Consider the following 21,206-nt stretch of genomic DNA (forward strand, 5'->3'; position numbering starts at 1 on the left):
CATCGAAATTTATCGATGGCCTATTTCAGACTGTAATGGGGACAATTATTTATCATGGCGACCTCCTCCCCGCTTGATGACGAGCGCGACGACAATAGCCACTACTCCGATGACGGCCAAAGCCGTTACCAACACCAACGTTCTATCTCCCGTCGAGGGCATAAAGCCTCGACTCACTTCGTTACTTGGGGTGTTAAGCACCGACAACTCGACTAAACCCTTCCCGGCATCGGCGGCATCAACTCGCAGAGGGCTTTCGGCCGATACGGTCACCTTAGGCTTGGCGGCCGCCACCTGGTCGACGTCCAGGCCCTCAGCCTTGACCGTCACGGAGCGCGTGCCCTCAAAGGCGGTGTAGCCCTTGGGCGCCTTGAGCTCGCGGACCTCCAGCTTGCCCGAGTCCACGCCCGAGACGGTCACACGGCCGTCCTCGCCCGTGGTGACGGTGGCCTTGCCCTCCGCATCCCACGTGCCGTCGGCCGCCAGCGTGCGGCCGCGGTCGTCGGCGATGCTCAGGACCGCCCCGGCAAGCGGCTTGTCGCCGTCGCTGCCGCGCTTGGTGAGCGCGAGATCCCAAGTGTAGGCGCACGCATCGTCGCTCGGCGTGCGGGTGAAGCCGGCATCGCCGGACTGGTCGGCAAAGGGAGAGCGCGGGTAGCGCAGATAGACCTCGTTGGGGTTGCCCTTCGCGATGCCGCGGTTGCACGCGCTGTTGAGCGGCGCGTTGTACACGGCGACCACGCGGGCGCCCGCGGCGAAGGCGTCGGCCCCGCCGAGCGCGGCGATCAGGTCGCCGGTGCGCACGGTGAAGGTCCCGTCCGCCGCCACCTTGGTGGCGCACTGGGCCGTGATGTCGGTCCAGCCCTGCGCGGGCTCGGTGCCGGCGCGCCCGTCCTTACCGTTCGAGACGGCGTCGAAGGTGCCATCCGCGCCCGCCGCCACGTACACACGCATGCTCGCGGCCACCTTGGAGGGGTCGAGCCCCGCGCTCATGGTGTCGACGAACTGCACCGCGTAGGTGTCATAGGCGGAAAGGCCCGCGGGAACCGTGGCCGAGAGGCGCCAGTACAGGTCGTCGGCGACCGTGGCGTCGGCGGCCTTCTGCCATGCGGCGGTGTTGTCCTCCAGCACGTGCTTGGCGACCTTGGGCGTCGCGGCCTTGGGCTTGACGGTGACGGCGTTGCCGCCCACCAGCGCCATGATCGGCGCGGTGCCGGCCTCGCCCTGGGCGATGGCGTCGTCTCTGGCGACGATGAGCCAGTAGCCGCAGGGCAGCTCGGCCGCCGTGCCCGCGTTAAGGGCCACGGGCACGGCGCCAGAGCTCTGGAGGGAACGAGCGAGCTGTGCGCTCAGCGCGCTCGTAAGGTGGGAATCGGTGTTGAGCCACTCGGCAGCTTCCTGCGCGGTGGTCTGGGAATCGGGCATGCCGGCGCTGTGCAGCACAGGCAGGATAGCGTCGCGCGCGGCGTCGCTTGCCCAAGCGAGGTCGGTAAAGGTCTTGGCGTCGCCGTCGCCGTCGACGACGTTGGCGCTAAAGATCTGGTAGGCGTCGTAGTTGCTCGCCACGGCGCCGCTCACCGTGATGGAACCGGTCGAGGTCGGCGCGGCCTGCGCGGATGCGGGGAACACAACCGCGCAGATGCCGATCAGGAGGGCAAGCAGCGCAAACAAGATCGGGAAGGAGCAAACTTTCTTATTCACGACGCTCACCTCCCTTCGCATTCGCCTTGCGACGAATGTGCATCCAGGCCGCAGCAGCGCAAAGCACCGCCGCGCCGGCAAGGTACGTCAGAGTGACGCCCGACATACCAGAAAGGGGCAAAGAGGTGGAGTAGGTGTTGGTGAAGGTGGGAGTGGACTTGCCGGTGAGGTCGTGGGGCGTGTCAGTGGTCACTTCATTGCCATCACGATCCTGAATCTGCTTGTAGGTCGCAGTGACGTCGATATGGTGGTTAGAGTCGTCAGTCGCGTTAACCGTAATCTGATAGACCGACTTGTCGTACGTATAGTGCGAGAACAGCGAACCGTCGTCTTTCTCGCGCACGTAGTACGTGAAGGTCTTGGAAGCACCACGGCCAGTGGGGCCAGACGCGAGCTGGTCGAGTTGATCGAGTTTGTAATCAATCTTGTCGAAGCTCAGGGTCTGGGACTTGTCGCCGTCGGCAGTGGTGGACTTGCTGCTAACGATATCCGTAAAATCTGTGTCGGTCGCAAGCTGGAGCGTGAACTCCTTCATCTCGCCACCCTCAACGACCTTAGTCGCCATAGGCGTCCAGGAGCCCTTCGAGTCGTACGGAGTGAACTTGTTAGTGAAAGTCGTGGAGTCACCCTCACAGATAATTGGATAATAGTCTCCACTCTTCTGCACCTTGCTCCTCGCTTTTACGTTCTCCCACTTCCCAGACGACTCGCGGAATTCGTACTTGGTTACACCGACGTTTTTAATCGTGTAGTTATGGATGTAAAGATCCTTCAGTTGGCTTGAGTTTTCTTTACTCGGAACAGACATGAGCAAGGTCTTGGTATCTTCGGCCGTCACCACAATCTTATACACGCTGGAGTCGTACGTGATGCCAGAATCACCACCGGGATCTTCGACCAAGTAGTATGTGATTTCGTTACCCGCGCCACTCGATGCGAATTGTTCACCAAGGTCAAACGTAATGCTGCCTTCTGCATCATTTGCTGCTGTTCCAACCTCGGTGCAAACGTCGCGATTGAATGTCGTGCCAGCTGTCGTGCCAGCCAAAGGGTCGTCTGAATCCTTGCGATACACCGTAAAGGAGAACTCCCCATCATTGAGCTTGCGGCCTTCCAGCTTCTTGGTCGCCTTGAGCTTGAGGCTCGGATAGACATACGTGTCCTCAGGCGCGCCCATGTACAGGTCGCCGTTCGACATGATGCCGCCGCCATGGTTCCAGGAATAATTGCCCGTGATAAACGTCGCGCCCGCCTCTAGCGCAGCCTTTCGCGCATTGATCGCCTCGGGGTCTTGAGCCTTAACATTCGAACTCAGGCCGATGCTGTTATATACCTGCACGCCACCGTTAGCGGGGACAGTAATGGCTTTCTGAAGCTCTAAGCTTCCCCGATACTTAGCATCGCCGCCGCCAAGCATTTTGCCAATCACCGCCGCGATCGGAGTCGTATGACCCTCCGCCGCAAGGAAGAAGTCCGCGTGGCCGTTTTCGCGAAACACTTCGGCATTGTAGGCGTCGGAGTCCTGGTCCTTACCGTGACCACCGCCGGAAAGATGGGGGGTGCCGTTATTGCCTGTATTACTCACGGATTCGTAGTCGTTCGCGTTTTGCTCATTTCCGGCAGAAGTATTACCGAAAATCGCCGTGCCGTCGGTGCCTGTCACCAAAGTCTTACCCGTCGGGCAAACCGCAACGCCGCCACCGTAGCCACCGGCCTCATTGCTGCTTATATAGGAGTTATAGACAAATAGCCTACCAGCATTAGACGCGACCTTAGAATCGCCCTGGACGAAGATGCCGCCTCCACCCCAGTCAAAGCGAGACATGCAGTGGTTATTAGTGATATAGACTGGATTTGAATTTGACGTTCCTTTTATCATCGCGTCAACCATCTGGCCCACGCGAATGCCGGCACCCTCAGAGCGAAAACTCACGTTAGAGGCAATAGTTCCCCCCGTAATGTTGAGCCATGCCATTGTCTTGCGCGAGCTCGCCCCTTGGTGTTCGATGTCGGTCACATAGACGCCGCCGCCGGCTTCCTCAGAATAGTTGCCCGTGATCTGGCCGCCCGAAATGGTGACATGAGTACCGTTTTTAGCGGCAAGTCCAGCACCGCCATGATCGCCATTACCATCGTTACCACAGTAATTGGCATATTTATTGTTAGTAATGTAGCCACCAGAAACAGTAACGCTGCCGCCTTCGGCCATGATGCCGCCGCCGAAACCAACACCAGTAGCAAGCGTGCTGTTGCCGGAGATTACGCCATTAGTTATGTTGACCGTGGAGTCTTTAGCATACACACCACCGCCACTAGGAGCACTGTTGCCGGCAATTACGCCACCGGAAACCTCGAGGGTCGAATTACCGTGTATTTCAATTCCGCCGCCCGCACCCGAGCCAGAAGCTCCACACACATAGCCGCCGCGCATGTTGACGGTAGAGCCGTTCTCGGCATAGACCAAGCTGCTAACGCTGCCGCCTTGTTTTTGCGTGATCACGCCGCTCACAAGGTTAAACGTGCCGCCCTTGCCGTTGTTGTTATATAGATTGATGAGCTTTAGATTTGCGTTGCCGCCGCACGCCACGATGGCGCCTTTAATCTCAACGTCATGTTTGACAAGTGTCTCGGTTGTGCCTGTTCCGCTCGGGGACGATTCGGTCACGTAGTAGGTAAGATTAGATGGAATGTTATCGTTATCGTAAGTCAGTTCGGCATTCTTGCCATAATTGGCGGCATTCTTGTCATAATTATCGGCATTCAGGCTCTGCCCCTGATCAGCTAGCTGCTGGCCCTCGCTGACCGTCTCACCCACCTGTGCAGAATCCCTAATTGTAAGTGACGCACCACCGGCAACATTGAATAACGGCTTGTCGGCGCTCGAGTGCTTAATCTTATGACCACTTAGGTCAAGGGTGATATTGCTGCCGCCTTTGTTAAGTGTGATTTCACCAGGAAAGTCAATATCAGCCGCAAGCGTAAAGCTGGCGGTTTGATTTTCCTCAACGCCTAGAAGCTTTCCCTGCAAGTCACCGGCATTCTTGATGTCCGTGGCTGTCTCTTCGCTCGCCACAGCCTCCTCGGCTGACGAACCAGCGCCATCGTCGATCGCTTCATTTTCTTCTGCCTGCGACTCGTCCTTGGGCTGCTCCTCCTGCTGGATTTCGTCGTCGCCCGCAGCATCGTCACTATTCTGGTTTTCGGTATCCCCGTTGTTGGTGTTGCCTACATCAGTAGACTCACTTGAGGAACCCCCCCCCATCACAGTTTCCTCGGTAGAAACCGTCTGGGCATCGTTGGCAATGGCCTGCGAGATCGGAGGCATGACGAGCGACAGTACCAGGCTCAAAACGGAGGCTCCGCACAAAACGCCTGCCAGCACACGGCGCGTCGCTTTATTACTCTGCTTAGATTTATCCGAATTCGCTTTCATCGATGTCTCCTCCCCAAGAGACCGCGATCTTGCTCTTTCACCATCAAACTTGGGCGCGCAACCTATAATTGCTCGCGCTCGATATGCATATTATTACTCTTTGTTTAAACAGCGCAAGCCTAACAATGTCAGTTTTGCTTTACGTTGCCTTAACTTCTTGACAATTATTCAAACTATGCATTGTTTTTCGAGGGTTAAATTTCGGAAAGACGCTGGTAAACTCGTTAGCAAATCTAGATAAATGACACTTTATCATTGTTTGTACAACACTTTGTTTTAACCCGCTCAATCTGTGAACGGTCAAAATTGCGCCGTGAATGGCAGTATATCTACCTGGAAATATTAGTTATGAGCTAATTGGTCAATTACTGCACAACTAGCGTGTGCCGATATGTTCATACATCGACACTTGAATGGCATCGCATGTTACCGGCCGCAAATCTCCTCGCTACAAAAAAGCGTCCCAACAATCGACTGTTGGGACGCTTGGAAAACCACCACAAAGGCGCTCTGCCCTCTTTGTGGCTGCCCCCCGGCGCTACAGCAGATGTTCCTCGATAAAGATCGCGATGCCGTCCTCGTCGTTGCTCGCGGTTACAAAGTCCGCGGCGGTACGGGTGGCGTCGCTGCCGTTTGCCATAGCCACGCCCACGCCGGCGTCGGCCACCATGCAGGTGTCGTTGTCCGCATCGCCAAACACGCAGATGTCCTGGAGCTCCATATCGTTGAGCTCCGCCACGCGCCCAAGGCCGCGCGTCTTGGACACGCGCGGATCCATGAACTCGTAGAGCCGCTGCGTGGTCTGCAGGGCCGCCGCCTTAACAGTGTTATCTGCAAACGTCGACGCCCGTTCAATCACCCGCGGCATCACCTCGGGCGCCATGGTAAACATCACCTTGGGCTGCGGCTCGCGCAAGAACTCGGCAAAATCGACCACCTGGTAGGGCACGCCGTCGACGCGCGACAGGTGCTCGACGCACGCGTTGCTCTCGGGCACGTAGAACACGCCGTCTCGGGGGCAGACGGGTGTTGCCGGAAGGTCCGCCATGTGCTTGCAGATGCGCGCGATGGTCTCGCCCGGCAGCGGATAGCTCAGCTCGTTGATGTCGTGCGCGCGGTCGATGACCTCGGCGCCACCGCAGCCCACCAGCACGTCCACCAGGCCTTCGATGCCCCAGAGCTCGTACATGGCCTCGGTCGCGTGGGCGTCGCGCCCGGTGCACAGGCCAAAGAGCACGCCGCGCTCGCGCAGGGCGCGGATCGCCGCCACGGTGCGCGGGGACACCGTGTGCTGGCTCGTGAGCAGCGTACCGTCGATATCGCAGAACACGGCTTTGATGTGGCTGAAGGTGGTGTCCATGGGAGCCTTTCTGAGTTGTGCGGCGGTGCTGGATGAGGTCAGAAATGGTGTACATGGTATACCAAGGCGCAGGCGCGGCCTGTCAAAGCAAAAACCACCACAAAGGCGCCTGGCCCCTTTGTGGTGATCGCGGCGTCTACGGGCCAAACCATCACAACATTCGACGTTTTTCGGCAGAATCGCGATTTTTACCGAATGTTGTGATGGTTTCTTACTGCTTTACGGCACGTTCCAAGTGATTGCGTCCAAACAGCAGCAGTGCCGCGGGAACCGCCGTCACGACCATGCCTGCCCCCACGAGTGTCCGTTGTACGCCAAATGTTGCCGCCAGCCACGGGGCAATCGCCAGAGGGGCCACACCAGCGAACATATTGCCAAAGCCCATGACCGAATTGACGCGACCAAGCTGCTCGAGCGGAGCCGTCGTCTGCACAATGGTGTTGTGGAGCGGGTTGACGACACCCCAAGCTATACCCAGGGCGATCTGGCCGACAAGGGCCACGCCCACGTACGGTGTCCCCACATAGAGCAGACTTCCCAGGCCCACGGACATAAGCGCCACGAGCAGCGTTTTAAGGTTGACCAGGTGCGGCGGCAAGCGGAGCGCGAGCACGGCACCCAGCACCGCGCCGACACCGCAGGCAGACGAGAGCCAGCCCATCCACTCAACGCCAACGTGCAGAACATCGCGATAGAAAAACGACTCGAGCGGATCGAAGGCACCGTAGCCAAAGTTCGAAAGAAAAATGATGCAGAAAAGTAGCGCGAGGACGCTGTTGGTGAAGACCGTCTTGATGCTGGCTGCGAAGGTGGCGCGGGCGGGCGTGCTAGGGTTGGAGCTTCGTCCCGCACGCTCCCCTTCCTCTGTCGAATCGGTATCCGCATGCCCGACGATATGGCTGGTCTGCGGCCTAAAGCCCCAACCGACGACGAACGCCAGCACGGTAAAGAGCATCATAAGCACGAACACCGCGCGCGACGACGCAGCCGCCGCGACAAAGCCGCCCAGCGTGGGGCCAACGATGATACTCACGTTTGAAAACATGGCGATGGCGGAGTTGATGTCTTTGAGCTCGACAGGATCGTCGGTGAGGTAAGCCGGATAGGATGTGGCGATGGGCTGGGCGAATCCCATCGTAAAGCCCAGAAACACCGCGCCGAGCAGGACGACGCCGGTCGCGCTACCAAAGGCGATGATTGCCGTGCCAGTTGCGAGCGTGCCGACGATGCTCAGCAAGAAATGGCGGCGCGGACCCCATGCGTCGAGCGCAGCGCCGCCCGCAAAGGATCCCAGGATCACGAAAACGTTCATGAACAGGACGGCCAGCGATGTCGCGACGACCGAGGCATCGTCCGCATAGGTAAGCGTTCCGATGACGCCGATAAAGTAGCTGGTCTGAAACCCGGTGTAGATGAGAAAGCGCATCGCTACCAGGCGCTTGGCCTGCATGGACAGCGAAGGTTGAGGTTTTGAGAGAAGAGATGCGAGCATGGAGACTCCTTGTTTCATACGAATACGGGCGGTGGGTATTCGCCACCGTCTGTCAAATCAATCTATCCGCATGAAACATTAAGGACGCATCAGGACCCTTCTCTCCGTTTTTCGCTCAGTATGAACTACTTGGTAGATTGTAAGGCATGTCCCACACATCTACTAAAGTAAAAACCACCACAAAGGTGCCTGGCCCCTTTGTGGTGGAAATGACGTTTGCCCAGATAAAACCTGCCAAAACAAACCTGTCCCTTTTTGGCATGTTATGGCAACGCAGCGAGCCGGTTCCAAGTGCCCCAGGTCGCCCCGAAAGAGGAGCGACGCGTACTTTGGTACGCGAGCGACGGCTTGAGGGACGAGATGGGGTGCTTGGGGCCGGCGCAGCGTCGAGCCTTAAAGATGATCTTGGATAAGATCGCAGATGGCTCGGGCGTCGTTGATGTTGATGGCTCGGGTCGCAAAGCCGGCGTCGAAGGCCTGACGCGCCAGGGCTTCGTTGCAGGCAAGGGCCAGCGTGTGACCGTCGACCAGGTCGAGCGAGCTCTTGCCGCGCAGACGGTCGACACCGGAGCGCGCGACCACGATGTTGTCGAAGCCCTCGGTCTTGTAGCCCTCGATGATCACCACGTCGACATCGTTGTAACGCGACAGCAGCTCGCGCGCGGGCATCTCGTCCTCCTCGCGCGTGTCGGCGTACTCCGCCCAGCGCGTGGCGCAGATGAGCCCCACGTGCTTGGATCCGGCTTGGTGATGGCGCCAGGTGTCCTTAGCGGGCACGTCGATATCAAAGCCGTGATGCCCGTGATGCTTGAGCGAACCCACGCGCAGGCCGCGGCGGGTGAGCTCGGCGATAACCTTCTCGACGAGCGTGGTCTTGCCCGAGTTTTGGTAGCCGATAAACGCGATCGCAGGGACGGCTGGAGTGGGAGCTGCGGGTGCGACGGCGACGGGTGCGCTCGCGGGTGCGTCGCCCGCGGCCCCCACAGCCTCAACAGCAGCGGCCTGGCGCTCGGCGCGGTCCCACACACCCGAGCGGCCGCCTTCCTTGTGCAGCAGGCGAACGTCGACGATCTCCATGCCACGATCGACGGCCTTGCACATGTCATAGATCGTTAAGCACGCGGCACTCGCGCCGGTCAGGGCCTCCATCTCAATACCCGTCTTGCCCGTCACGCCAGCCGTAACCAGTACGTGAAAGCCAACTTGCCCGTCTGCGCGCGCCGGCGCCCAGCCCTCGGGCACGTCCTCGGCAGGCGTCCCCACCGGCGCGATAGGCTCGATATCGCACTTACTCTTGGTAATGAGCAACGGATGACACATGGGGATGATGTCACTCGTGCGTTTGATGGCCATGATGCCCGCAACGCGTGCGCAAGCGAGCACGTCGCCCTTTTTAGCGCCATCCTGCAGCACCATGGCCTGCGTCTCGGGGTGCATAAGAATCGTGCCCTCGGCGATGGCAATGCGATGGGTCTCGGCCTTGTCGGACACGTCGACCATGCGCACCTCGCCCTTGGCATCCACGTGCGTCAGCTCGTCGCGGCGGGCGTCGCGGGCGGGCTCGGCAGCAGTGCCGGCGGACGGCTGTACCGCCGCGGACCCAGCGGTGTTGCTGGCAGCAGCCGTGGCTTTATGGGCAGACATCGCGGCCCTGCGAGCGGCCTTGGTGGCATCGGCGTACCTGCTCTTGGCCATATGATCATCCTCCGATTTGGGACATAAATCGTTGCGTGCCCTCAATTATCGCGTGTTCCTGCGGTTTGTGGGCCACGGCATCGCGCCAAATCGAAAGTACCTGCATATCATCACCACGGCGCAGCGCTTCACGCACCGAATACTCAGCATCGCTGAACAGGCACGGACGCACGTTGCCATCGGCCGTCAGGCGCAGACGGTTGCAATTCGCGCAAAAATGGTTGGACATGGCGCTAATGAAGCCGACCGTTCCCGCCGCACCCGGAAAGTGCCAGTAGCGCGCAGGGCCCGCGCCGGCAGGAGCGTCGTTGATGTCGAGCGGCTCGAGCTCGGCCAGCCCCGTCGCGGCGACCCCGGTATTGATGCGCGCCCGCAGTTCGTCGCTCGGCACGGTATCGCTCGCGTCCCACAGCTCGGGATTGAGCGCGGGCGCATGCGGGTCCACAGCGCAATGCGAGCTCGTACGCTCGTCGCCGATGGGCATGTACTCGATAAAGCGCAGGTGGATGGGGCGGTCGACGGTCAGCCGCGCAAGAGCCGCCACATCCTGGTTGAGCCGACGCACCACAACGCAGTTGACCTTAACGGGCTCAAAGCCCCAAGCCAGCGCCGCGTCGATGCCGGCCATGGTCTGTTCGAGCCGGCCCAGGCGCGTGATCTTTCCAAAGAGCGTAGGGTCGAGCGTGTCGAGCGAGATGTTGACGCGATTAAGCCCCGCGTCTTTGAGCTGCGGCGCCAGCTTGGGCAGCAGGGCGCCGTTGGTGGTAAGCGAGATGTCCTCGATCTGCGGAATCGCGCGGATGTCACGAATAAGTGGGATGATACGGCGGCTGACCAGCGGCTCGCCGCCCGTCAGGCGTACGCGACGAATGCCCTCCCCCGTCACCAAGCGCACAAAGCGGGCGATTTCCTCGGCGCTGAGCAGCTCGTCGTGTGCGCGAGGCGCCACGCCATCGGCCGGCATGCAGTAAATGCAGCGGAAATTGCACTTGTCGGTAACGGCAATACGCAGGTAGTTGATATCGCGGCCAAAGCCGTCATGTTGCACGTGCCCGTCCACGCAGGCCTCCCCTCACGCGGCGTTTTATTCTTCGGAAAACATAATACCCCACGGGAGAATCACGCCGACACCCGTACGACAGGACAGGTCGCTTCGAGCAAAACGAACTTCCCAAGCCCATCCTCAACACACAGACCATCACAACATTCGATGCTTTTCCCGATTTTGGCAAAAAACGTCGAATGTTGTGATGGTTTGCCTGCCCACGGCACCCCGCAGAAGGGCCAAAGCGCCCCTAAAGGCCGCCGTCCCAGTGCCGAATCACGAATTCTCGCAGGTCGTTCTGCCGCTTTTGGAACGCTTCGCTTCGGTCGCACTTAAGGCCTATCGCAAGCGCGATGGCGTTCATCGCCCGGTGCAATTGCAGCTGATGGGCAAACTGAGTCCCGGTGAGGACGATCATCTTAAAGCCCAGCGCGCTCAGCACAGTCATGCGCTCCGCATCCGACGCGCTGCGCTGTTTATCAAGATGGTCCGAGCCGTTGTATTCAATTCCCGTACCGCTCGCAGGCGCATATACGTCAATCTCGAAATACCCGGCCTTAGCGAGATACTTGAACTCGTTGGGAACATCGACCCGATGGTTGAGCTCGATCTTGGTGTATCCCAGCCCTCCCTGGGAACGTTTTGCTACGACCATGATTGCGGTGGCCGTCTCCATGGGCGATCGCGCGCCATCGTGCACGCGCTTGAGCACGGCGGCCGCGCGTATAGCCCCCTGACGAGATCGGTTCTCATTGCAATAAGCAATCAAGTCGGCAACGGTATACCTCTGCCCCATCTCGATATAATCGCCTGTCGACAGATGATTCAAATGGTATCGGGCACAGATTTCGTAGCCATATTCCAGCTGCTCGGGCTCGCTCATCCACGAACCCGCCTGGACAAAGCACATGGCCTCATCAACCACCAGAAGGCCCTCCGCCACCTCGATAAGATGGCCTGGAGGTACCGGCGCTCCAAACACGTGGCACCTAAATCCAGCCGGCGTCGAGCGCTCAAAATCGAAGTTGACGAGCGTGTCGATATGATCGAGCTCTTCCCGTGGAATACCAAGCGAAACCAGATAGTCGGTAACGATCCCAACTGCCGTTGAAGCCCTCAGCCCCTTGGCATCGAGTCCCAATTTGGGCAGGCTCGCGGTCGGCTCCGCCTCGTTAGCAAGCGAGTCCTCATCGTATAGGCTGCTTGCCCGCGAGAGCGGCTCGGACGGACGCGCCACGTTGTGGTACAGCCAAGCGGTCTTATGGGACAGGACGATCGGCAGGTCCATGAGCCCTCCAATGAGTCGGATAACCAACCTTATTCCCCTGCCCACGGATCCGCACACCTTCGTGCGCAAGAAAGCGATTCCACCCAGTCGAGTGGCAGAAAAACCATCACAACATTCGATGCTTTTCTCGATTTTGGCAAAAAACGTCGAATGTTGTGATGGTTTGAGGCGAGGTAAGGGGCATGGAGGGGTCGAAGCATCGTACTTTGCAGGGCGCGTGCCCGTATTCAATTGGAAATGACCGCGCTCGGAGCGTGACTTTTTCGCCCCGCCGCCAACACAAACCTTGACTCTACAATCGTTGTAGGGTTTTCACTACACTGGTAGCTAAACGAACCAAGCCAGAAAGTGCCCCGCCCATGGAACACGACCTCACACGCGGCAATGTCCTCAAGACCATCGCGGTCTTTGCCCTACCCTATATGCTCTCGTACTTTTTGCAGATGCTCTACGGCATGGCCGACCTGTACATGATGGGACAGTTTAGCGGCGCGGCCGGCATCACCGCCGTGGGCAATGGCGCGCAGACGCTCTACATTATTACCGTGACGCTTGTGGGCCTGGCCATGGGAACGACGGTCATCGTCGGCCACGCCGTGGGTTCGCGCCGTTTTGACCGCGCCGAGGCTGCCATCGGCAACACCATCACGCTCTTTATGGGTGTCTCGGTGGTGCTGGCCGCTGTCCTGCTCGCACTGTGCCCGCAGGTTGTAGCGCTCATTGGCACGCCGCCCGAGGCAGTCGAAGGCACCGCCGCCTACCTGCGCATCTGCTTTGTCGGCATTCCGTTTATCGCCGCGTACAACATCCTCTCGGCCATCTTTCGCGGGCTGGGCGATTCGCGCTCGCCCATGTACGTGATCGGCGTGGCATGCATCATTAATATCGCGCTCGATTTTCTGTTTATCGGCCACATGGGGCTCGGCCCCGTGGGCGCGGCGCTCGGCACGGTGACCGCGCAGACGGCCAGCGTTGCGCTCGCGCTCGTGTGGCTTAAGAGCCGCCGTACGAACATCCACGTTAAGCGCAGCGACCTGCGCCCCCAGCCCGAGGTGCTCGGCAGCATTCTTAAGATCGGCGTGCCCGTGGCCGTGCAGGACGGCTGCATCCAGGTGGCGTTTATGTTTATCACCGTCATCGCCAACCACCGAGGGCTCGTCGACGCCGCCGCCGTGGGCCTAGTCGAAAAGATGATCAGCTTTTTGTTCATTGTGCCGAGCTCCATGGGCGCCACCGTCAGTGCGCTCACGGCGCAAAACGCCGGCGCGGGCAAGGGCGACCGCGCACGTCAGGTGCTCAAGGACGCCATGACCATCTCGGTGGTGTACGGCTGCCTAATCACGGTGCTGATGTGGCTAGTGGCGCCGGCGTTTCTCGGCTTTTTTGCTAAGGACGCCGCAGTGGTCGCGGCCGGCACCGGCTACATGCGCAGCTATATTTTCGACGCAATCTTTGCCGGCATCCACATTTGCTTTAGCGGCTTTTTCGCTGCGTACGGCAAGAGCTACATCGGCTTTGCACACAACGTGCTGGCCGTGGCGCTCATTCGCGTGCCGGGCGCGTGGCTACTGTCGAATGCCTATTCCGATACGTTGTTTCCCATGGGCATTGCCTCGCCGTGCGGATCGATTTTGTCGGCAGTCATCTGTGTTGTCGCGTTTACCGTGCTCAACCGGCGCGGGGCTTTTGACAGGTTGGTGGCGTAGCGGGGCAACGCGAGCCTGGCGCCCCTCCCCTGCTTTTTTCCGAAAGGAGCAGTCCTGTGACCGACACGCCAACTGAACATACCGAGGGCCTGCTCCGCATTGGCGAAGCGGCGCGCCTGTTTAACCTGAGCGTGGGCACGCTGCGCCATTACGAGCAGATGGGTTTGCTGGACCCGGCACGCATCGATCCGGCAAGTGGATACCGCTACTACGGATCGCGGCAGCTCTCCACCCTCAACACCATTAGCCACCTGCGTGTTCTCGACTTGCCGCTCGCGCAAATCCGTGAGTTTGTGACCACGCGCGATGTGGACCTCATGCAGCGGCAGCTGGCCCAGCAGCAGGAGCTCATCGAGCGCAAGCGCCGCGAGCTCGAACGCGTATCGCGCAAGATCGATAACCGGCTTGCCCTGCTGCACGATGCCTTGAACACCGAGCTTGATACCATTTGCACAATTAATGCACCCGAGCTTCGCTGCGCCATCTTGCGCGAACGCGTCAACCCTACCGACGCCTATGCGCTGGAGTGGCAAATTCGTCAACTGCAGAAGGGCCAGCACGAGACCTTTGTCTTCCTGGGCAACTTAGGCGTTGGGATTAGCGCCGAGCGCCTAGCCGCCGGCGACTTTGACGGCTACGACGAAGTCTTTCTGCTGCTCGATGACACCGATGAGTACTTGGGCGACGTCGAGACGCGGCCCGCCGCGCGGTGCCTGACCATAAGCTTCCGCGGCACGCACGGGCAAGCAGCCCCGCGCTATGAGCAGCTGCTCGGCTATATGCGCAAGCACGGACTGGCCCCCGTCGGCCCCTCGCGCGAGATCGCTCTCATCGACGACATCATCAGCGACGACCCGGCGACCTACGTGACGCAGATCACGGTGCCCGTTACTGTGCTCGATTAAGAACCTCCCGGACAGGCATAAAGCGTAGCTCAACTAACGAGCGTCAGCTACAGGAGAACCGCCATGTCGAGGACAGTCCCCGATATGGCGGTTTTACTCCTCCGGAATCGGAAACGCACGGATGAACTCTGCAGGCGAGAAGGTCTTGATGGTCGAGCGCACAAAAGCGGCGCGGTCACGCGTGATGATAAAGTCCACGCCGGCACGCTCGGCCATCGCACGGATACAGCCGTCCTCAAAGTCCGGCTCATCGGAATAGGCGGAGGCAAAACAAGCTTCTTGGTCGAGAGGCTCTACCGAGTAGCTCTTAAGGCAGTCGCGCACTACCTCGCGCCCGCGCGCCTCGCCGGCCTGTTTGGTGAGAATGTAGTACGCGTCCTTGAGAGAGCAGGCCGAAACAACGCCCTCAATAAGCCCCACGTCGACGAGCCCCTTGATCGTTTGCGCCGCTGCGTGCTCCGGCCGGCCCGGGAGCACGCAATCGAGCAGAAAATTGGTATCGAGAAATGCTCTCATAGGTAGCGCTCCCTCGCGATACGCTTTTCATCTTCAACCGTCATCGTATCGAGCGGCGTTCCCTTGGGCATTTTAGCTACGAGATCGAGATACTCCTGGTAGCTCTCATCCTCCGCGAGCATCTCGCGAATCTCCTTCCAGGTGATCTTGGGATGCCACATCGTACCCACGTCGCGCTTGGGCTTGTCCGAGCCGCGCGTCGGCTTTGCACCCCCGCGCTCCTGGGCAGCGTCATATTCCACTGCAACCGGGCCTTGATAGTCGAGCGGCACGATCTTGAACAACGGCTTGCTCCGCTTGAAGACCACAACCTCCTCGCCCTCATTGGCAACCTTTTCGGCCACCTGCGTAAGGTTCTGGCGCAGCTCCGAAAACGCGACGGTAACCATAGCGGCTCCTCTCAACATATATCTTTACTGCTCAGTATACACGTTAATGTTAATGTTAACGTACACAAAGACCGCCGCAATGGAGACAACTCTCATTGCGAGGCCCCTCTACCCTGCATGAATCTCTTATCGCTCCGGGACGGCACCGGTCCGCAGGATCACCCTCAGCAACCTTCATGACGCAGATCACGCTGCCCGTCACCGCACCCAAATAAAAACCTCCCGGAAAGCGTCAGCGTTTTCGGGAGGTTTTCAATTTACTTATCGACGCCTTACGCCTGAGGCACCTGACCAGTCGCCAGGATCTGCTCGAGTGCGTCCTCATCCAGCACGGGTACGCTCAGCTGCTCGGCCTTGGTAAGCTTGGAGCCCGCTTTGGGGCCGGCGACCAGATAGCTCGTCTTCTTTGAAACACTGCCCGAGACCTTGGCGCCGAGCACTTTAAGCGCCGCACCCGCCTCGTCGCGGGTGCGGTTTACGAGCGTACCGGTCAGCACAAACGTCAGGCCCGCAAGCGGCTGCGCGTCGGCGAGCTCGCCCGCCACGCCAGCGTCGGCTGCGGCTTGCGCGTGCACGGCGCCCAAGTCGACCTCGAGCGACAGGCCCGCCTGGCGCAGGCGCTCCAGCACGGCGAGATTCTCGGGCACGGCCAGGAACTGCTTGACACTCGCCGCAATCTTGGGACCGATGCCCTCGCATTCGGCGATGTCTTCTTCGCTCGCCAAGATGAGCTTGTCGATCGACAGGAATCGCTCGGCGATGACCTCGCCCACGCTTTTGCCCACATGGCGGATACCCAGGGCAAACAGCACACGACCGAGCGGCTGGCTCTTAGACTTGTTGAGCTCGGCGATGATTTTCTCGGCCGTCTTAAGGCCAACCGGAATGGGGTCGCCCTTCTTGACGCCCTTTTTGCTGTTGGAGCTGGCATAGATGCGGCCTGTGTCCAGGCCTGCGATGTCGTCGACTGTGAGCTGGTAGAAGTCCGCGACATCGTGGATCAGGCCGGCGGCGATCATCTTGTCGACGATCTCGTCGCCCAGGCCGTCGACGTCCATGCAGCCGCGGCTCACCCAGTGGAGCAAGCGCTCCTTGAGCTGCGCGGGACAGTCGATGGAGACGCAACGGTAAGCGACTTCGCCATCCTCGTGGACCACGGGGCTACCGCACACGGGGCAGACCTCGGGCATGTGCCAGTCAACCGAATCGGCCGGGCGCTTATCGAGCACCGGGCCCACGACCTCGGGAATCACATCGCCCGCCTTGCGCACGATGATGGTATCGCCTTCGCGCACGTTCTTGCGGCGGATCTCGTCGATGTTGTGCAGCGTGGCGCGCGCGATGGTGGAACCGGCGACCGTCACCGGGTCGAACTCGGCGACCGGCGTGAGCACACCGGTGCGGCCCACCTGGATGCGAATCTCGCGCAGGATGGTCTGCTTTTCCTCGGGCGGGAACTTAAAGGCAATGGCCCAGCGCGGTGCGCGGGCGGTAAAACCTAGGTCGAGCTGCTGCTGGAAGCTGTCAACCTTTACGACCACGCCGTCGATGTCGTAGTCCAGGTCGCCGCGGTGCTCGAGCGCCTGGGCACAGAACTCGTGGACCTCGGCCGGCGTGGTGCAACGAGCCACGTTGGGGTTGACGCTAAAGCCGGCGTTGCGCAGCCAGTCGAGAAATTCGCGCTGGCTGTGGACGTGCAGCGGGTCGGTATCGGCGATGGCGTAGATAAAGGTGGCCAGGTCGCGGCGCGCCGTGACCTTGGGATCCTTCTGGCGCAACGATCCGGCGGCGGCGTTGCGCGGGTTGGCGAAGGGGTCGCGGCCCTCGGCATCGGCCTCGTCGTTGAGGCGCACAAAGCTGCCCTTAGGCATATAGACCTCGCCGCGTACCTCAATGGTGCGCTCGCGGTCGGCGCCCATGTGGGCGAGCGCCGGCTCGGACAGGTGCATGGGCACATCCTTGATGGTACGGACGTTGAGCGATACGTCCTCGCCCGTGGTGCCATCGCCGCGCGTGGCCGCGCGCACAAAGGTGCCGTTTTGATAGGTAAGCGCCACGCCCAGACCGTCGATCTTAAGCTCGCAGGTATAGGTGACGCTGCCGGCACCGAGCGCATCCTCGGTGCGTTGAAGCCACGTGTCGAGCTCGTCCAGGTCCATGGCATCGTCCATGGAATACATGCGCGCCATGTGCGTTACCGGCGTAAACTGCTCGCTCACGTATCCGCCCACACGCTGGGTATAGCTGTCGGGCGTCACCAAATCGGGGTAGGTCGCCTCGATTTCCTGCAGCTCAACGAGCATTTTGTCGAAGGCGGCGTCCGTGATCTCGGGCGCATCGAGCATGTAGTAGCGGTACGCGTGGTAATCGAGCTCGTGGCGCAGCTCGGCCGCGCGTGCTGCCGCCTGGACACGGGCATCGGCCGGTGCGGCGGCATCCGCGCTCGCGGGCGTTTCGGTATCGATGTCCACGCCGTCACCAAACAGGCTCGATTGCTCCATAGCGGCACTCCTTCGCTCGATTTCAAACGGATACAAGAGTACCACCGGTCGCAACGGGGCCGAATAGCGGTCTCAAACCGCACCGAATCGGCAGCCGCCGGACCGGGGTGGACAGTTAGTTCAGATACGTATAATTCTGCGAGCCTGGTCGTGTTCAGACGTCGCCATTCCAGCCAATTTGGCCGCCCCGGGGGCTGCACGACCGACTCGTCCCCCTTCTAAACTCCCATCCGAACCCCTCCCCCATCCCAAACAGCTCAAAACGCATGCCGAACCGCCTCGGGTTTATACGTATCTGAACTAACTGTCCAGACCATTCCGAACCAGGCCTCTTGTCAGCTCCATGTGATCCGTTTTCCTCCGTCCCCAAAGGGTCACTATAATAAGGATAGAAAGGTCGTGAAAATACAAAACAGGAGGTTACACACATGAGGAAGCAGGAGCAAAAGGGTAAAATCACAGCATTGTACGAAAGGTTATCTCACGACGATGGGCGGTCTGACGAGAGCGTGTCCGTAGAAAATCAAAAGCGCATCCTGGAGGACTACGCCCGAAAAAATGGCTTCACTAATGTCCGCCACTTCACCGATGACGGGGTGCGGGGAACGACCTTCAAGCGGCCCGGCCTGGACGCTATGGTGGACGAGATACGGGCCGGAAATGTGGCTACCGTCATTGTCAAAGACCAGAGCAGAATAGGCCGTGACGTGGTGGAGGTCGGCTTGCTCAAACGCACCTTTGACGAGTACAACGTCCGCTTTATCGCCGCCAATGACAACCTGGACACCGCCAATGGATTTGATATTATGTCCATCTTCCGGGATGTGATAAATGAGTGGTACGTTGCTGACACCAGCCGCAAAATCAAGACCGTTTTCAAGTCCAGAATGGAAAAGGGCCTGCGCTGTTCGGGGGCCGTCCCCTATGGCTATCTCGCCTCAAAAGAAGAAAAGGGCGAGTGGGTGATCGACGAGGAAGCTGCCGCCGTTGTGCGCCGCATCTTTCAGATGGTCATGGACGGTCAGAGCGTCAACGGCATCGCCCGAACGCTGCGGGCCGAGCAAATCCCCATCCCTTCCGAACACTGGAAGCGTATCGGCTGTCCTGTTCGAGCCAACAGCTACCGCGACCCCTACGCATGGTCTGCCACCACCCTGGGTTATATTCTTAAAAGGCCGGAGTACCTGGGGCGCAAGGTGCTGGGCAAGACTGTCTGTGAGAACTACAAGACTAAAAGCACCCGCAGGACAATGCCAGAGGAACAATTTGTATTTGAGGGAGCCGTCCCCGCCATCATTGACGAAGAAACGTGGCACAATGTTCAGCGTTTGCGGGAAACCAAGCGCCGGACACCCAAGCGGAGTAATGCCCCTAACCGTTTAACCGGACTGCTCTACTGTGCCGACTGCGGCGCAAAGCTGACCCACCACAACAGTCTTGTCCAAGGCAAGTACATTGACGATGCTTTCACCTGTTCCAGATACCGGGCACCTATGGAGGATTGCACCATTCACTATGTTGCCACGCAAAAGCTGGAAGCGGCGATCCTCTCCGCCATCCAGCGGATAAGCTGGTATGTCCGCAACAACGAGCAGGAGTTTGTTCAGCGGGTTCGAAAGGCATCCAGTCTGCGCCAGGAGGAAGCAGTCAAGGATTGCCGGAAACAGATTGTCCAGGCGAAGAAGCGCCACGCCGAACTGGACGGACTGGTGAAGAAGCTGTACGAGGCCAACGCCACGGGCAAGCTGCCGGATAAGCATTTCAGCCGTCTCCTTGCCGAGTATGACGAGGAACAGGCCGCGCTGGAAGCCTCCATGACGGAGTGGCAGGGCTTGCTGGACAACTGGAACGCCGACCGGGTGAGAATGACGGAGTTTATCGACGGTTGATTTTCAATCTCAACGCAACAGCCTGAACGGGACCCGCGTTTCCGCAGCTAGCGCAACGCGGAAATAGCTCCCGGCACCTGGCCGTCGCCTCGTTTCCGCAGGTGGAGAGGCTATGGAGGCCGGTGCCCCCATGCCGCCGCCGCATGCTCCGCCAGCCCGCCGCGCAGCCGTTCCGGACTCAGCGCAACGGGCCATCCGGCCCATGTCCCGGCCCGCCGCCTATCCCGCCAGCGGCCCCTCGCCCCTCGCGGCCCTGGCCCTGTCGATGCAGCCGGGCGTGAGGTCGAGCTCGCCGGGCGCAAGCTCCTCTATCCCGAACGCGTCCATGAGGGCGGAGGCGTCCTCCCCGAGGGCCATCCGCAGCACGCGCGCCGGCGTCAGGAACCCGAGCGCCCCCCTCGGCTCGGAGTTCACCTGCGACATGAGCAGCGCGCAGTCCGCCGCCGTCAGCCGGTCGAACCTGGCCCCGGCGCCCTTGGGCAGCAGCTTCCTGATCTCCACGTGGTTCTTCTCGCACGCGCCCTTCTGCTGGCTCTGCCGGGGGTCGCAGTAGAAGAGCCTGGTCTCGCCGTCCCGCTCGCCGATCAGCGCCGCGATGGCGCCCTCGTCGGCGAACTCGCTGCCGTTGTCGGCGAGCACGGCGCCGAAGGCGCGCCTCGCGCCGTCCTCGCCGAGGACCCCGCGCAGGGAGGAGAGCGCCGCCAGGACCGAGGCGCACGTGCCGTCCGGCAGCGGCAGGGCCAGCTGGAAGCGGCTCGGGCGGTGCAGGAGCGTGAGGAGCCTGGCGGAGTCGCCCCTGGGGCCCTCGACGGTGTCCATCTCCCAGGCCGCGGCGCAGGCGTCCTCGCCGAGCGCGAGGAACGACGCGTGCGACCTGCGCGACGAGTGGGACGTCGCCCTCTTCGGGGCCCGGCGCGACCTCGGCCTGTAGCCGACCTTGCGCCTGAGCTCCATGTTCGTCATGCCGTCGTAGCCGGCGTCCACCCACCTGTAGACGGTGGAGGCGCTGAGCCCGGGGGTCGTCGCCGCTATCTGCTGCGGGGAGAGCCCGCGCGCGAGCCCGTCCCTGATGGCCGCGAGCTTGGCGGCGGCGCCCTCCTCGGTCTCGTCGATCCCGGACCTGCTCGCCGAGAGCTCGGCGTCGGCCGCCTCCTGCGCCCTCCTGGCGCTGTAGAACACCCTGGGCCTCCTCGAGCAGCCGTAGCCCCTCCTGTGCGGGCAGCCGTTGCAGCACCTCGGCCACGCGGAGAGCCTGGGGCAGGCCCCCGAGAGGTCCGCGGGCGCGG

The 21,206-nt window shown here is 60.6% G+C and carries 14 protein-coding genes; 3 read left to right on the forward strand and 11 right to left on the reverse strand.

Going from position 1 to position 21,206, the window contains the following annotated elements; translation table 11 throughout:
• Positions 1–45 precede the first annotated feature (45 nt).
• From DXC18_RS09890 to DXC18_RS09920, 7 genes are all read right to left on the reverse strand, one after another.
• On the reverse strand, positions 46–1,701 hold the full coding sequence (locus DXC18_RS09890; RefSeq protein WP_158552073.1) for a SpaA isopeptide-forming pilin-related protein: 1,656 nt from the start codon (positions 1,699–1,701) through the stop codon (positions 46–48).
• Positions 1,694–5,134 (reverse strand): Spy0128 family protein, encoded by a 3,441-nt coding sequence (locus DXC18_RS09895; RefSeq protein ID WP_117717025.1) that lies wholly within the window; start codon positions 5,132–5,134, stop codon positions 1,694–1,696. Before DXC18_RS09895 ends, DXC18_RS09890 begins: the two co-directional genes overlap by 8 nt.
• Positions 5,135–5,672: 538 nt before the next feature.
• Complete coding sequence (locus tag DXC18_RS09900; RefSeq protein ID WP_117583352.1) at positions 5,673–6,494, reverse strand: HAD family hydrolase; 822 nt, start codon at positions 6,492–6,494, stop codon at positions 5,673–5,675.
• 211 nt (positions 6,495–6,705) lie between these two features.
• Positions 6,706–7,986: an MFS transporter gene (locus tag DXC18_RS09905; protein ID WP_158552076.1), complete on the reverse strand. Its 1,281-nt coding sequence runs from the start codon at positions 7,984–7,986 to the stop codon at positions 6,706–6,708.
• Between the two features lie 393 nt (positions 7,987–8,379).
• A complete protein-coding gene (gene mobB, locus DXC18_RS10805) occupies positions 8,380–9,681 on the reverse strand; it encodes a molybdopterin-guanine dinucleotide biosynthesis protein B (protein ID WP_117717027.1) in 1,302 nt (433 codons plus the stop codon).
• Positions 9,682–9,685: 4 nt separating this feature from the next.
• Positions 9,686–10,741 (reverse strand): GTP 3',8-cyclase MoaA, encoded by a 1,056-nt coding sequence (moaA, locus tag DXC18_RS09915; RefSeq protein ID WP_233509066.1) that lies wholly within the window; start codon positions 10,739–10,741, stop codon positions 9,686–9,688.
• 235 nt (positions 10,742–10,976) lie between these two features.
• Positions 10,977–12,014: a hypothetical protein gene (locus DXC18_RS09920; RefSeq protein ID WP_117717028.1), complete on the reverse strand. Its 1,038-nt coding sequence runs from the start codon at positions 12,012–12,014 to the stop codon at positions 10,977–10,979.
• Positions 12,015–12,373: 359 nt separating this feature from the next.
• Here DXC18_RS09920 and DXC18_RS09925 point away from each other — a divergent pair, with 359 nt between their 5' ends.
• Positions 12,374–13,720: an MATE family efflux transporter gene (locus tag DXC18_RS09925; protein WP_117717029.1), complete on the forward strand. Its 1,347-nt coding sequence runs from the start codon at positions 12,374–12,376 to the stop codon at positions 13,718–13,720.
• Between the two features lie 56 nt (positions 13,721–13,776).
• Positions 13,777–14,625 (forward strand): MerR family transcriptional regulator, encoded by an 849-nt coding sequence (locus tag DXC18_RS09930; protein WP_117717030.1) that lies wholly within the window; start codon positions 13,777–13,779, stop codon positions 14,623–14,625.
• A 93-nt stretch (positions 14,626–14,718) separates the two neighbouring features.
• Here the strand turns inward: DXC18_RS09930 and DXC18_RS09935 are convergent, their stop codons facing one another.
• From DXC18_RS09935 to ligA, 3 genes are all read right to left on the reverse strand, one after another.
• A complete protein-coding gene (locus tag DXC18_RS09935; RefSeq protein ID WP_117717031.1) occupies positions 14,719–15,141 on the reverse strand; it encodes a PIN domain-containing protein in 423 nt (140 codons plus the stop codon).
• Positions 15,138–15,530 carry a type II toxin-antitoxin system Phd/YefM family antitoxin gene (locus DXC18_RS09940; protein WP_158552079.1) on the reverse strand — a complete coding sequence of 131 codons (393 nt, stop codon included), beginning with the start codon at positions 15,528–15,530 and terminating at the stop codon, positions 15,138–15,140. The genes DXC18_RS09935 and DXC18_RS09940 overlap by 4 nt, the downstream gene beginning before the upstream one ends.
• 272 nt (positions 15,531–15,802) lie before the next feature.
• Positions 15,803–18,031 carry an NAD-dependent DNA ligase LigA gene (ligA, locus tag DXC18_RS09945; RefSeq protein ID WP_117717033.1) on the reverse strand — a complete coding sequence of 743 codons (2,229 nt, stop codon included), beginning with the start codon at positions 18,029–18,031 and terminating at the stop codon, positions 15,803–15,805.
• Between the two features lie 428 nt (positions 18,032–18,459).
• Between ligA and DXC18_RS09950 the strand changes: the two genes are divergently transcribed.
• Positions 18,460–19,920, forward strand: a complete 1,461-nt coding sequence (locus DXC18_RS09950) for a recombinase family protein (protein WP_117717034.1) — start codon at positions 18,460–18,462, stop codon at positions 19,918–19,920.
• Positions 19,921–20,139: 219 nt separating this feature from the next.
• On the opposite strand, the gene DXC18_RS09955 is transcribed toward DXC18_RS09950, so the two are convergent.
• Positions 20,140–21,206, reverse strand: a 1,067-nt coding sequence (locus tag DXC18_RS09955) for an IS30 family transposase (protein ID WP_117717036.1), incomplete at its 5' end; no start/stop codon positions are given.

Origin of the sequence: Collinsella sp. OM08-14AT, from assembly GCF_003438115.1 — a bacterium.
Classification (GTDB): domain Bacteria; phylum Actinomycetota; class Coriobacteriia; order Coriobacteriales; family Coriobacteriaceae; genus Collinsella.

What these genes read in the sequence shown, in the direction of transcription:
- mobB (WP_117717027.1), bottom strand. Translation starts at nt 9,681, where the DNA reads ATGGCCAAGAGCAGGTACGCCGATGCCACCAAGGCCGCTCGCAGGGCC.
- ligA (WP_117717033.1), bottom strand. Translation starts at nt 18,031, where the DNA reads ATGGAGCAATCGAGCCTGTTTGGTGACGGCGTGGACATCGATACCGAA.
- DXC18_RS09920 (WP_117717028.1), bottom strand. Translation starts at nt 12,014, where the DNA reads ATGGACCTGCCGATCGTCCTGTCCCATAAGACCGCTTGGCTGTACCAC.
- DXC18_RS09950 (WP_117717034.1), top strand. Translation starts at nt 18,460, where the DNA reads ATGAGGAAGCAGGAGCAAAAGGGTAAAATCACAGCATTGTACGAAAGG.
- DXC18_RS09940 (WP_158552079.1), bottom strand. Translation starts at nt 15,530, where the DNA reads ATGGTTACCGTCGCGTTTTCGGAGCTGCGCCAGAACCTTACGCAGGTG.
- DXC18_RS09900 (WP_117583352.1), bottom strand. Translation starts at nt 6,494, where the DNA reads ATGGACACCACCTTCAGCCACATCAAAGCCGTGTTCTGCGATATCGAC.
- DXC18_RS09905 (WP_158552076.1), bottom strand. Translation starts at nt 7,986, where the DNA reads ATGCTCGCATCTCTTCTCTCAAAACCTCAACCTTCGCTGTCCATGCAG.
- DXC18_RS09925 (WP_117717029.1), top strand. Translation starts at nt 12,374, where the DNA reads ATGGAACACGACCTCACACGCGGCAATGTCCTCAAGACCATCGCGGTC.
- DXC18_RS09895 (WP_117717025.1), bottom strand. Translation starts at nt 5,134, where the DNA reads ATGAAAGCGAATTCGGATAAATCTAAGCAGAGTAATAAAGCGACGCGC.
- DXC18_RS09935 (WP_117717031.1), bottom strand. Translation starts at nt 15,141, where the DNA reads ATGAGAGCATTTCTCGATACCAATTTTCTGCTCGATTGCGTGCTCCCG.